At 40.2% G+C, this 13867-nt stretch carries 12 protein-coding genes; 1 reads left to right on the top strand and 11 read right to left on the bottom strand.

The features are described 5' to 3' along the window. Positions 1 to 18 precede the first annotated feature (18 nt). From A0128_RS19775 to A0128_RS19750, 6 genes are all read right to left on the bottom strand, one after another. Complete coding sequence (locus tag A0128_RS19775) at positions 19 to 750, bottom strand: oxygen-binding di-iron domain-containing protein (RefSeq protein ID WP_245667270.1); 732 nt, start codon at positions 748 to 750, stop codon at positions 19 to 21. Further along, the gene (locus A0128_RS19770) at positions 719 to 1333 is read right to left on the bottom strand and encodes a methyl-accepting chemotaxis domain-containing protein (protein WP_069609494.1); all 615 of its coding nucleotides are present in this window, start codon (positions 1331 to 1333) and stop codon (positions 719 to 721) included. The genes A0128_RS19775 and A0128_RS19770 overlap by 32 nt, the downstream gene beginning before the upstream one ends. Positions 1334 to 1424: 91 nt before the next feature. Beyond that, positions 1425 to 3119 carry a nitric oxide reductase activation protein NorD gene (locus A0128_RS19765; RefSeq protein ID WP_245667269.1) on the bottom strand — a complete coding sequence of 565 codons (1695 nt, stop codon included), beginning with the start codon at positions 3117 to 3119 and terminating at the stop codon, positions 1425 to 1427. 87 nt (positions 3120 to 3206) lie between these two features. Continuing rightward, positions 3207 to 4028 carry a CbbQ/NirQ/NorQ/GpvN family protein gene (locus A0128_RS19760; RefSeq protein WP_069609492.1) on the bottom strand — a complete coding sequence of 274 codons (822 nt, stop codon included), beginning with the start codon at positions 4026 to 4028 and terminating at the stop codon, positions 3207 to 3209. Then, entirely contained in the window at positions 4025 to 5392 is a 1368-nt protein-coding gene (locus A0128_RS19755) for a cbb3-type cytochrome c oxidase subunit I (protein ID WP_069609491.1), read from the bottom strand. Before A0128_RS19755 ends, A0128_RS19760 begins: the two co-directional genes overlap by 4 nt. A 31-nt stretch (positions 5393 to 5423) precedes the next feature. Then, positions 5424 to 6110 (bottom strand): c-type cytochrome, encoded by a 687-nt coding sequence (locus A0128_RS19750; protein WP_069609490.1) that lies wholly within the window; start codon positions 6108 to 6110, stop codon positions 5424 to 5426. A 168-nt stretch (positions 6111 to 6278) separates the two neighbouring features. Between A0128_RS19750 and A0128_RS19745 the strand changes: the two genes are divergently transcribed. Then, a complete protein-coding gene (locus A0128_RS19745; protein ID WP_069609489.1) occupies positions 6279 to 7010 on the top strand; it encodes a Crp/Fnr family transcriptional regulator in 732 nt (243 codons plus the stop codon). A 7-nt stretch (positions 7011 to 7017) separates the two neighbouring features. Here the strand turns inward: A0128_RS19745 and A0128_RS19740 are convergent, their stop codons facing one another. From A0128_RS19740 to A0128_RS19720, 5 genes are all read right to left on the bottom strand, one after another. Next, positions 7018 to 8340 (bottom strand): response regulator, encoded by a 1323-nt coding sequence (locus A0128_RS19740; protein WP_083244236.1) that lies wholly within the window; start codon positions 8338 to 8340, stop codon positions 7018 to 7020. Positions 8341 to 8761: 421 nt separating this feature from the next. Continuing rightward, complete coding sequence (locus A0128_RS19735) at positions 8762 to 10822, bottom strand: ATP-binding response regulator (protein ID WP_083244235.1); 2061 nt, start codon at positions 10820 to 10822, stop codon at positions 8762 to 8764. Between the two features lie 5 nt (positions 10823 to 10827). Then, positions 10828 to 11238 (bottom strand): response regulator, encoded by a 411-nt coding sequence (locus A0128_RS19730; protein ID WP_083244234.1) that lies wholly within the window; start codon positions 11236 to 11238, stop codon positions 10828 to 10830. 4 nt (positions 11239 to 11242) lie between these two features. Continuing rightward, positions 11243 to 11611: a response regulator gene (locus tag A0128_RS19725; protein WP_069609488.1), complete on the bottom strand. Its 369-nt coding sequence runs from the start codon at positions 11609 to 11611 to the stop codon at positions 11243 to 11245. Further along, positions 11608 to 13443: a PAS domain S-box protein gene (locus A0128_RS19720; RefSeq protein ID WP_069609487.1), complete on the bottom strand. Its 1836-nt coding sequence runs from the start codon at positions 13441 to 13443 to the stop codon at positions 11608 to 11610. The genes A0128_RS19725 and A0128_RS19720 overlap by 4 nt, the downstream gene beginning before the upstream one ends. Positions 13444 to 13867 lie beyond the last annotated feature (424 nt).

The raw sequence follows: 13867 nt of genomic DNA, 5'->3' as shown, positions 1-13867 counted from the left end.
ATATAAATGATAAGAATATTAATTTTCCGTAATGCCTACTTCCAATTCGTCGAACCAATCTAAGAATTTTTGTACCTGGTCTTTCTGAAAGAGTGCGCCGTGTTGGGGAACCATCATATCCACTTTGAGATTTCGAATTTCCCGGATCCATTTTTTCTTGGCTTCGTTAGATCCCATCCACCTTTGATGAAACTTCTTCATATATTGAGTGTGCCTATCAAAGTCGGAAACAAACAGATCCGTATATTCCGGAGGTAGCAAGGAGGCGCCGACATCCCCGCTGAACAAAATTCGAGAAGTAGGATCGTAGAGATTGAAGTTCCCGGAGGAATGAAGATAATGAGCGGGAATGGCGCGTAACGTATGATTTCCGATGACAACGTCCATCCCCTGATCGGGGATCTGAATAAACGTATCCTGTTTTCCTCCGAAATGCGGAACAAAACTGGACCACAACCAACTCAGATAACATTTGAGATCAGGGTTCACCTCCAACCAAAGCGAAAGAGAAGAAATGATATCCGGATCCTGATGACTTGAGAAAATTTTTTTGATCTGAGTAGGATCGAATTTCTCACAGATCGCAGAGAAGACCTCGGGAAAAATTTCACTCCCACCCGGATCCGTAAGCAGACCTTGACCGGAAGAAACGATAAGATACTCGTTTGTATCGATGATATAACCGGGTTTATCGGGATCCCTCGCGATTACAGACCAGCTATAATCTTGATTGGAATAAATCGTTTCCATTCTTTTCATATTTCCATCCATCCAAGATTTTTTTTGCTAAATTTTCGATCGAGTCGATCGCCGCTGAAAATTTTTCCGCAACGTCTCCTGCCTTCGCTTTATCGACGCCGATGTATTCACTTTCAATTTTTGCCTGAAGGCTGATCACCTTACCGTCCAAACATTGTCGTATTAAATTTTTACTTCGGTTTAACATGGTATTCTGAATCGAAAAAGTAGCCTTTTGAAAACCAGATTCTTTTGTTTCAAAAGATAGTATCATCCGGGCCAGGGCTCCGGATTTATTTCCGTAGTTCTCGATCTTTTTTGCCTTTTCAAAAGCGATTCTATTTTTGACTTGATGACTCGCCTCGCGACTCAAGGAATACATGACTTTTGTAAGTTCTTCGGTGATCGTCGTGGTTGTTTTACTAAAGACAATGATCTCCTGAGCGACCACTCCGAAACCTTTGGCGGCGCTCCCCGCTCGGGAAGACAATATGATGGAATTTAAAGCCTTCACTCGGATTCCGAACGCAAGTGAAGAAATTGCTTTTACATCCTCGTTGATAAAAGCCGTTTTTCTAAGTAATTTTTTTTCCATTCTGTTTTTTAAGTATTTAAGACAATTCTATTTTTTAAATATTCAAATATTGATATACTATCATAGATCAGACGTTGTAGAAAGGAAAACTCTATCTTAAAAGTTTCATATAAAAATCCGTAAGTGCGTCCGGCAAATGAGATGGATTGGGAAGAATCCGATACGAACTGTGCCCAAGCATGGCGGGAAGATACTGTTTAGCCTGTTTATCGATCGCGAGCGCGTAAAAACCGACCTTGCATTTTTCACATTCTCGAATCGCCTGTTTTACGTCTTCGATTCCGTAACGTCCTTCGTATCGGTCATAGTCGTTCGGTTTTCCATCGGATAAAAGTAGAATCCAACGTTTCGAACTCGTTTCTTTTTGGATCTGATTCAGCGCGTGCCTTATCGCGGGACCGATTCTCGTATAACCGCTTGCTTGAACGGCCCCGATCTTATTTCTCGCTCTCTCCCAGGAGTCCTCGAATTTTTTGATCGAAAAATAATCGCAGTGATTTCTCGTTCGAGAAGAGAACGAATCGATTTGAAATCGATCTCCGAATTCGGAACAGAGCTGACCGAATAAAAGAAGAGAAGTTTTTTCAACATCCAAAATCCGTTTATTTTCCACGAAAGAATCCGTTGAAAGACTCGTATCCATCAAAACGAGAATCGAAATGTCTCTGAGCATCTTTCTTTTGGAAATATAGATTCTTTCGGAAGGACTTCGAAAGGAAAGAATGTCCGTAAAATAATCCACGATCGAATCCAAGTCTAAATCTTCTCCGTCTAACTGACGTTTGACTGCGGTCCGTTCGTTCACAAATCGATTGAAACGGGATCGAAGCGTATTCAAGGTCGATATGTTTTCCGAAAGGGCTTTTGTTGAAAAGATCGGATCTTCTTGAACGAGCTCTTGCGGAAATACGCTACAGTATTTTTGTTTGTATTTCTTTTTAGATGCGTCCCATTCGTCGTAGAGAATCGATTTTTCATTCGGTCTCGCGTCCTGAATATCCGGAAGTCCGGATCCGAATAAGAATTCGGTTCGAAAGATAGAATGAGTCGGATCGTCGGAGCGGACGGTATTTCTTAAATCCAATTCTTGAAGAGCGTCTTTCTGTTCCGAGAGTTCGTCGGAACCGTCAAAGTCTCTCCAGTTCCCGTTAAATTCTTCGATCGTATCGACCTTTTCAAAATGATGCTGAAGAGTATAATCTTCTTGTGATTTTTTATCGATTTCAATCCGTTCGATTTTTTCCCTCGCGATCCCTTCCACTTCGGTGTCGATCGTATCCTTTTTTACAGAGTGCGCGTTTGGAAGAATGGAATCTTTTTTCGATCCCATCTCCGGAGGAGCCGACATCCACGAGCCGTACAAAAACGAAAAGTCGGATTTATTTTTAGAATTTTGAATATTCTTTTTTTGGAATGTTTCCTCCGTTTCGATCGCCGAGGCCACCATTTCCATCGAGTCCGGATATCTTTTTTTGAGATTTTCCAGAACAATAGGATAAGATTCCCTTGCTTTTTGTCGAGATTCTTCTTTTCCCTTATCTAAACCGTCCTTCCAATTCAAACGAAGACGCCTCTGTTCGGTTAGATATAATATTCTAAATATGTAAAATTCTAAATTTTTTATTTTGTCCGAAGAGTGAGAATACTCGCCGGGAAGAAAAAAACGATTCTTTTGGAAACCGCCTTCTCTTTCAGCGGTTAGAATCTCTATATTTTCTCCGGTAATGGCTTTTGCGAGAATAGAAAGCCGATCCTTAACGGAAGTTAGAGTTAGGCGGGCTTCCAACGTATTCGAATTTTCTTGGAATCCGATCCATCGTTGTGTGAATCGGAATAGATGTTTGAATGTAAATTCTTCCCAGCCCACTGGAGATTACAGCAACAAAGAAACTAAATCTTTGAGAGCGTTTACGATATCACGATCGTCCGAAAGAGGTTGTACGATCGCCACTTCGCAGGACAAACGAGGAGGAAGTCCGCTTACGATCATCTTTGCGGCGTCCACGAGCAACCTCGTCGAACAGGATTCCGTAAGTCCCAGCTCCGTTAGATTTCGAATTTTTTGTCCAAGCTTGACGAGTTTGGCGGCAAGCTCCGATGAAATTCCGCTTTCACCCTTTACGATTATCTCTTCGACATCCGATTTCGGATAATCAAATTGTAATGCGACAAACCTTTGTCTTGTCGAAGGTTTTAATTCTTTCCAACCTTTTTGATAACCGGGATTGTAAGACGCAACGAGCATAAAAGAATCGGGAGCTTTGATTGTCTCGTTTCTTCGATCCAAATAAATTTCCCTTCTATAATCGGTAAGAGGATGAATCGCGACGATCGTATCCGGTCTTGCCTCGGCGATCTCATCGATATAAAGAACGGCTCCCATACGAAGACTTCTCGTGAGCGGTCCGTCCTGCCAGATGGTTTCGGTTCCTTGAATGAGATAACGTCCTAACAGATCCACCGCAGACGTTTCTTCATGACAAGAAACAATCAGCAGTGGAAGTTTCATTCTTGCGGCCATGTATTCCACAAAGCGAGATTTGCCCGAACCGGTCGGCCCTTTGATCAGAAGGGGCAACTTATTTCTATGTGCGTGTTCGAATGTGACGACCTCGTGGCCGGTCTCCTTGTAAAACGGCAAGTCAACCGCATCACGCGGTTGTTCCTTGTCTTCGGTATTCGGAGAATTCTTCATTTAAACTTTAAAACGATATCCCCCGAAGAATCTTCCGCATTCAACGCTTCGTCCGTCGGCTGACCAAAACGGATGAAGTTGATGATAAATGCGATGATTCCCGACGTAAACAGAATGGCAGCTAACGTGAGACCTAAAAAGTGAACCTGAATCTCTTTTTGAACCACTAAGAAATCGAGTCCAAACTTACGTTCCAGATAAACCTGTGCGATCCCGGCGACCGCAAAAGCGCCGGTCATTCCCAGCATACCGATGTTAGACGCCCAAAAAGCGTAGAGCCCCATCGGATTGTTCCAGAGTTTTCTTCCGGTCATAAGAGGCATCGCGTATGTTATAATCGCGAGTACGATCATAGCGTAAGCTCCCCAAAACGCAAGGTGTCCGTGCATCGCGGTGATCAAGGTTCCGTGAGTATAAAGGTTTACTTGCGGTAAAGTATGAGCAAATCCGAGAAACCCCGCGCCCACACAAGACATGACCGCGCTTCCGATAGTCCAGTATAGAGAGATCGCGTTTGGATGATTTCTTCCGCTCTTACGATACATGGAAATTGCAAACATCGCCATCGCCAAAAACGCAAGCGGCTCGAGCATGGAAAAGAATCCACCGATCCATTTCCAATATTCAGGAACTCCGATAAAGTAATAGTGATGTCCCGTTCCTAAAATTCCGGAAAGAAAAGTCAAACCCACGATGATGTAGAGCCATTTTTCGATAACTTCTCGGTCTACTCCCGTCAGTTTGATGAGAAGAAAAGAAAGGATACCGCCCATGATCAGTTCCCAAACTCCTTCCACCCAAAGATGAACGACCCACCATCTAAAATAAGAATCCACGGTCTGACTGTTAAACTGAATCATACCCGGCAGATACAAAAGCGCCGCAGAGAACAAACCGAAATACAGAACGAGTCCCGTTGTAGAATTCTTAGTTCCTTTCCACACGGTCATTCCAATGTTAAAAAGAAATGTAAGAACGTTTATCACTACGAGATAATCGAGCGGTCTCGGAATTTCTAAAAATTTGCGTCCTTCCCAGATATTAAAATGAAATCCTATGATGGAAACGACTCCAACGATGATTAACGAAATTAACTGGGCGTAGGCCAATTTTTCGGAATAGAGTTCTCTACCGGATTCTTCCGGAATGATATAATGGGCAGCTCCCATAAAACCGGTGAGAAGCCAAACAACCAATAGATTGGTATGTGTCGCCCTTGCCGTATTGAATGGAATCCAATCGTGTAATCCGTCAAATCCCATCCGCGCAAAAGCCATTAGAAATCCGTAAACTAACTGTAAAGATAAAAGTAACATACAAGTTGCAAAAAACCAGTAAGCTATTTTCTGAGATTTATATTTCATGATCGCTCCACTTATGAATCCTTTTCGTTGATTATCTTAACTGAGATAAATACTTTGTAAGATCTTTGATTTCCAATTCACTCAGAGGTAACTTCGGCATCGCGGTTCCCGGTTTGATCTTCTGAGGGTCTTTGAGCCAATTCTCCAGATAAGCGGTGTCGTATTTATTACCGACCGCGTCCAAGGCCGGACCAACGTTACCGCCCGAGCCACCCACTGCGTGACAAGCTGAACAGATCTGTTTGAATTTTTCAGGAGGAGCTATTTTCGCCGACTCAAGATGGACCGTTTTTGTTTCTTGTTTGAAATCAGGTTTTGGAGGAAAGCCTTTTAGATCCAATTCTCCATTCCATTTTAAGAATGCGATTACGTCGTCGATCTCCGCTTCCGTAAAAGAATATTTGACCATCTTTCTTTCACCCGGATACATCGCTTCCGGATCTTTTAAGAATACACGAAGCCATTCGGGACCTCGTCTTTCATAGGCCTTGGTGAGTTCCGGAGCGTAGTAAGCCCCTTCGCCTAAAATCGTATGACATCCCATACAATTATTTTTTTCCCAGATTTCTTTTCCTCGAACAACGCTTGGAGATAGATTTTTATTCGAATCTTGCGAATATACGTATCTCATAGAATCAAAAGTGAGAAATAAAAATACGACGGAAAACAAAGCGGTTCCGAGTAGAAAAAATAATTTTGCCTGGAACTTAGTGAGCATGTTTCATTCCCTTTCCCAATGTATGATAGATCTCTAAGATTTCTGTTGAGAAATCTGCAGGCGGGAATATTAACAGAATTTTAAATTTTGTCCTTGATCTATATCAATTTTAGACTATTTTACTATACTCACCTAGTAAACAGCAAGGGCCAATACTTAGGAAATACAATGCGAACAACAAAACCAATTCCTAAATCCATCCGAAACAAACACTGGGCGGAGATTCAAAAGAAATTTCAATGTGATATCGATTCGCTCGCGATCCGAAAGGTTTATCAAAAGAAGGATCGAGTCTACAGCGCGAAGGATCCATATTTAGGTTTTTTTGAAGTAATCACCGGAATTTTCAAAGTGTATTCTTTGGATCTCGATGGGAGAGAAATCATATTAAAAATATTTTATCCCGGAGAATTCATAGCGACACAACTCATCTTTCAAATCGAAGAGCCTTGTGTTTATCCTCTATTCTGTGAGACCTTAAACGGAGGAGAATTGAATCACTTTCCAAAAAGGGAGTTCAAATCTTTTCTATTTAAGAATGTGGAGGCGCTTTTTCTTTTTTCAGCGCTTTCTATCGAACACGTTAGTTACTTTCGAAGTAAAGTATTGGAGAATCAGTTATATTCGGTAAAGGAAAGGATTCTCATTTTTCTAAAAGAATCCGGGGCTACCGACGAATTTATATCTTTGCCGATCACCAAACAGCAATTAGCCTCCCTACTCGGGACAACACCCGAGTCTATCAGCAGAGCCTTTCGAATCCTTCTGGAAGAATCGGCAATTGAAGAATGTGATAATACATACCATATACTCCCCCAAGTCGTGCCCTCGGCGAACAATCAGTCATCCGACCCGAAATTTTTTCGTAACGACAAACGATTCGCTCAAAAAAACGCGTAACCTAATTCTAAAAAGACAAAGGTAACGATAGAGAAGCGAGCACAGTTTCCACCGGGATGTCGGAAACTGAATGATCCATAATATTCGATATTTGAAATGTACCCGAATGCTTCCGAGCGACAAAATCAACGATCGTTAGTCCGAGTCCTGAAAAGAACGTTTCCAACGGAAGATTTTCATAAACAAAACCGGTCAATCGATAGAAAGGCTGTTTGACCAAATGTTCCTTTTCTTTTGGAATTCCGGGAACACATTTCGGATCGAATTCGTTTTTAACAAAAAAATTCAACATTCCATTTTGAATTTTATCGTACATTAGGATTTTTGCATTTTTCCCCGAATACTTGGCTGCGTTTACGATCAATTCCTCCAATATCAATTGGAATGAATTGATATCGATTTGAATTTCCGCCGAATCCGCTTGAAGACTATGATGATATGAGATTTCAAGAGACTTATCGATTAAAAAATCATTCATCTTTGAATTTGCATTCTCTACTATTTTCTGAATCAACTCATAAAAATCGGAAAGAGGCATCGACTCCTTTGCCTTCGGGATATCTCGGTTGAGGATCTCCATACTTTTTTCCAAACTTTTTAAAGTATCTTGAACGGAATCATTATTTTGAAAAAGAAGATCGGCTATCTCCTTAGGCAAAATACAATCGTCTCCCTCGAAACGAGCCGAGGTTTCCAAAATTTTAATGAGACTTACGATTGCTCCAAACCCGCTCCCACTTAAGAAAGTTTGCTTGATATTATTCAACGTTACTTTGCTGATATCGATCGTTTTTTCCAAATCGGACGTCCAAGATTGTTTATACAATATCCAATCCAATTGCGCCCGAAGCCTGGATTCGCTTTCTTCCTGAAATTTATTCTCTGCTTCTCTCTTTTGCTCCAGTTCGGAAACCCGTTTCATGGATTGTATAAAAACCTGAATGTTCAATGGTTTTATCAAATAGTCCAAAACGCCGAGTTTCATTACTTCGACAATCGTTTCCGGAAGACTATTACCCGTTTGTACAAGAACGATCGGATCCCCTAAAAGGTTCTTGATTTCCTTTATAAAGTCTTGGCCTTTGATCGAAGGCATTTCAAGATCCACAATAAAAGCGGAATATTTATTATTCTTTGCGGCTTCTATCGCTTGTAAACCTTCAGAGTATCCTTCCGCAGATATCCCGAAGATTTCACAAATCTGAAGCATCAAGTCTCTGATGTCATCATCATCTTCTAAAATAAGAACAGTATTTTTTAAAGCTATATGTTCCGGAACGAGTGAGCCGAGTAGGCTTGAGTTGGAGTGAACATTTTCTAAGTGTATCATCGGATCACCTTCTACTTCAAGAATTTATTTCCTTACGATCAATTGAGTTGACGGAGCATTAGTATGCAATCATACGAATGAGAAATTGCGACTTAGAAAGCTTATGAAACGAAGGCAGTTCTATTTCCATTCGATACTTTCCGCGAGAAAATATGTCAATGGTGTAATTTCAGAATCAATGAAAGATAAAAAATTAAGAACTATTCTTTTTCTCGGATTCGACTGAGTGACTGGAACATCTCAATTGAGGTTTAAGAATGCGTTCATTGAACATCCTGCTTCGAAGTGACTTTTGTCGACGTATATGAAAATGATTTTTGTTAGTAGGAATTCGACGGAAATATACGTAGCATCTTGCAATAGACATTGATTTGGAGAATATCCAAATGTAGAGGATCTTATCTTGCGTCGTTGCGCTCATTCATTGAAACAATTCGTTGATCGCATTTAATAGTTCAAAAGGCAAATACGGTTTTTGAATAAATATAGTTCCCTTTTGCTTATTTTGAAGAGTCTTTTTGACTTCTTTTTCAATATACCCGCTCGTGATAAGAATCTTCATTTCAGGTTTTAAAGTAAGAATTTTTAAACAAAGATCCTTTCCGCTAATTTTCGGGATATCCAAATCGGATATAACTAACGATAACTCATTTTGATGTTTTTCAAACTTCTCCAACCCGTCCTTACCGTTCTCGGCTGTAATTACTTCATAACCGAATCCCGAAAGAAACTCTTCGCTAAATTCACGAATAAACTCCTCATCCTCTACCAATAATATGGAACCGATTCTTTTTGTACGAAAATCGCCTATCTGATCTTTAAGATCTTCTTTCTGAATCGATCTAAATTCTTGAACCGGAAAATAGATCGTAAACGTAGTTCCAATTCCAACCTTACTCCGGATATCAATGAAGCCGTAATGATTCTTTACAATTCCGTAAACTACCGAAAGTCCTAATCCAGTTCCTTTGCCCGATTCTTTGGTTGTGAAAAACGGTTCAAAAACTTTCTGCATAGTTTCTTCGGTCATACCGGTTCCCGTGTCGCTTACCCTGACTCGGATATAGGATTTTGCACTTGCCTTTGGAAACTTTTGCTCAACAATTTCCTTTTCCACCTCCTGCGTTGAAATCGTCAACACACCTTGCTCAGTCATTGAATCTCTGGCATTGATGCAAAGATTTAAGAGCAATTGATGAACCTGACTTGCATCTGCGGAAATAATAGGAATATTCGAAGTGAGACTTATTTTTAAGATGATCGTTTTAGGGAGCGTGTCATGAAGAAAGCTGCCTATTTCATTGACGACATCGTTTATCAAAATCGACTTATAACTAGTGTCAGCCTTTCTTGCAAACGTAAGTAATTGTTTTACGATGGAGGCCCCGCGATCGGTTGCATTCTTGATGACATTGATACTATTTACCAATTTACTTTCGTCGGACTTCCTTAATTCCATAAGGTTTGCGTGTCCCATAATTATACTAAGAATATTATTAAAATCATGAGCAATGCTGCTCGCAAGAGTTCCCAGGCTTTCCAACTTCTGCGATTGCCGTAGCTGCTTTTCAAGAGATCTTTGTTTTGTTTGATCTAAGTAAATTCCGCAAATAGCGATGACTTCTCCGTCCATCACAAACGGATACATCTGAAGCTGGATATCCACTAAACTTTCGTCTTTTTTCTTCCTGACAATTGTGGTAGGATCCGTAACTCCTAACGCAGCCGCCTTCAGCAAAGTCTCAGACTCCGTAATCTTATTCGGAGGGATAATAAAATCGTCTAGGTTATTTCCGATCAGTTCATTGGCTGAGAACTGAAATATTTCTAAGAACATCTGATTGGTTGCCAAGACCAGATTGTCTTTGTCGAGCATTACGATCCCTATAGGAGATAACTCGAATAACAACCGGAAGTAAGTCGACTGCCGCTTACTTTCTTCTTCGGCCTTTTTCCTTTCAGCAACTTCATGTATTAAGAGATCGTTTTGTTCGGTTAATTTTGCGTTTTGCTCTTCCAACTTCGCGACTAAACTATGACTGTATTCACGAAGAATAGACTCGGTTGACTGAGTGAGCGCGGGAGGACTTCGTTCTTCAAAATTTTGGCTTATGGATTGGATCGTTCGGATTAATTTACTTAGATCGGAAGGTTTTCGAAAGAATGCGTCCGCGCCGAGCTTCATTGCAAATTGTTCCTCACTTGCCGATGTATACGTAGCGGTGTAGAAGATAAATACTATCGAATTATAGTTTTCATGCGTTCTAATTTTCGAACAGAATTCATAACCGTCCATATTTGGCATCAAGATATCGGAAACGATTGCATCGATTTTACGTTCATCTAATATTCTTAATCCCTCCGCTCCGTCCAAGGCTTGGAAAACGTTATATCCTTCAGCTTCCAAATATACTCGAAGTAATTTTAAATTGGAGAGTATATCGTCTACGATTAATATGTTTTCAATGAAGTTCAGTTTCATCTCTTTTAGGACTCATTACTCATTGTAATGTTTCTCAGCTGACTATATAATTTTCTGGTATCAAAAGGCTTTACAAAATAAGCGTCACAACCTGCTTGAATCGCTTTTTCCCGAGTGTAAAGTTCCGGATAAGAAGTTAACGCAACGATCGGAACTCTCATAACAAGCTGATTTCTTTTTAAAAATTGTGCGATCGTGATTCCATCCATTTCAGGAAGGCAAAGATCTATTAAAATAAGATCGGGCTGAAATTTTTCAAGCAACGCTAAAACGTCCTTACCATTCTCTAAACCGAGAATCTGAGAACCTTCATGTTCTAAGACGCTCTTTACCAATTTCATCTCAATGGGATTGTCCTCCACAATCAAAATTCTCATGGAACAAGGAGAGGCGGTAATCGAAGCATTTGTCGGCATTCCATTAATCCGTTAGAAATTTTGTAATCAATCCTGGAAACTTGCGAGTATCAATCGGCTTTGTTATATATCCTTCGCATCCGGCCTCATAGGCTTTTTTATCGTCCCCAACCATCGCGTAAGAAGTGAGAGCTACGATTGGAATCGATTTTGTCTGATCTTTTGACTTTAATAATTTCGTAAGAGTCAGGCCGTCCATTCCGGGAAGTTCTATATCCATTAAAATCAAATCGGGAAGCGATACGCCAAGCTCGGTTATAGCAGCTTCCGCCGAATTGGCTTTGTGAACTTCAAATCCAGCAGCCTCCAATACATTAGATATAAGTTTTATATTTATGAGGTTATCGTCGACAACGAGTATCTTATTTTTCATTGAGATTCGCCTATAAATTGTGTAGGTAGTCTAACGTAAAATTTGGATCCTACTCCCATTTTACTTTCTACTTTAATTTTGCCGCCCATAAGTTCTACGAATCGTTTTGTAAGCGCCAAACCTAATCCAGTGCCCTGATACTGACGACTCGAACCGGTATTTAGTTGCTCGAATTCACGAAAGAGTTTTCCGATGTCGTCCGATTTGATTCCAATACCAGTATCATTTACTTGAAGATCTAAATACTTACCGTCAATTTGATTTAGAATAACGTCCACCTTCCCCTGCTCATCGGTGAATTTAACCGCATTTGAAAGTAAGTTAAATAGTATCTGTTTGAATCTTTTTCGATCCAGTGAGACATCGTGAATGTCGGATTCGAGAGTTAAGTTTAACTGAATCTTTTTATTCTTGGCGAACGTATCAATTACCGAAAGAACCTCATCTACAACTTTCTTAACGGGGAACGATTCTATAAGCAGTTCCATTTTTCCCGATTCGACCTTTGAAAGATCCAAAATGTCATTAATGAGATTTAGCAAATGTTGGCCGCTATCAAGAATATCGGATAAATATTCTTTTTGCCGATCGTTGAGGCTTCCCGGTTTCTCGTCTAAAAGGAACTCCGAAAATCCGATAATACCGTTTAAAGGCGTGCGCAATTCATGCGACATACTAGCAAGAAATTGACTTCGCAGACGATTTGCATCTTGTAATTTTTGCTCGAATATCTTGCGATTTGTGACGTCTCTTATCGTGCTCGATATAAACAATCCTTCTTCTGTTTCTAAAGGGCTTAAACTAATTTCAACGGGGAATTCTGAACCATCTTTTCTTAAACCATGTAACTCCAAACCGGCGCCCATAGAACGGACCTTTGGATTTTCAAAAAATTGATCTCGATGTTTCGGATGTATTTCCTTATATCTCAATGGAACAAGAATCTCAATTTTCTGTCCTAATAACTGATCACGATCCCAACCGAATAGATTCAACGTTTGAGAATTTACTAAAACGATATTCCCTTCTCGATTGACAATGACCATCGCGTCCGGAGCAGACTCTAATAAATCTTTAAACTTCTGTTCCGCTTTTTTCCGATCGGTAATATCGCGAACCGCACTCATCACCATCGTACCTTCCTCAGTCTCGATCGGGCTTAAACTAATTTCAACGGGGAACTCCTCGCCAGTCTTTCTAATCCCGTATAATTCCAGTCCGGCACCCATTGTCCTCGATCGAGGTTGAATAAAGAATTGGGAACGATGTTTCAGATGATCCGATTGGAAACGTTGAGGGAGTAAGATTTCAATGGATTGACCAATGAGCTCTTCGCGCCGATACCGAAAAGTTTTCTCAGCCATCGAGTTAATCAAAATAATCTTACCCGTAATATTCACCATTACGATGGCATCCGGCGTTGACTCAAGGAGGTCTCTAAATTTAGATTCTACTAATTTAACGTCTCTTAATACTTTTAGAGCCGTTACGTCCTTCTTTGTTGAAAGAAAATACTTAAATTTATTCTCTTTATCGTATATGGCTTTGGTCGAAACACTCACATGCACTAAGGATCCGTCTTTTTTTCTTCTGACAGATTCATAAACGACAAGACCGTCACGGAGCACTCTTTCCTGAATTAATTCTTCTTCCTTAAGGCGATCCGGAGAAGTCAGCAAGTCGGCTAATCTTTTTTCCAATACCTCATCCCGATGAAACCCAAAGATCTGTTCAGCAGCCTTATTCCAAAATACTATAAATCCAGCCTTATCTGTAACTATAACGGCATCCGGAGTCTCTTCAAAAAAGGTATTATACAATTCAAAATCCATGTAACCTCGTCTCCGTAGACATAAATAGCTACCAACAAATGGAAAACTATCTTAACTCGAAATTAAAATAAGGAAAGATAATTTAAGCGAATTGAAAGTCAATAAATTCAAGAATTAGAAATTTTCTAGTTAGTCTGATTTCAGGGAAAATAAAGAACTTTCCTTCTAAACTTGTATTGATTCAATCTGGCAACCCAATCCTTTTTCCGGAACAACCTTTTTAAAAGATTGATTAGAACTCCATAAATATGGAATGTGATTTCTTCGTTGGATCCGCTTATAATAAGATTCTCATCTGAATCTATAAAACTGCCCGGAGTATAATCCAGTATTTTGCCGTCGCTTCATCGGAACTAAATATTCTTACCGTTTTATATCCGCACTTCCGCCGGTTTGCAAAGCCTCCGTTTTTCATAAAATAAAA

This window comes from Leptospira tipperaryensis (assembly GCF_001729245.1).
Lineage (GTDB): Bacteria > Spirochaetota > Leptospiria > Leptospirales > Leptospiraceae > Leptospira > Leptospira tipperaryensis.
Note: the sequence above shows the minus strand (reverse complement) of the source record. Positions and strands in the feature narration are given on the sequence as shown.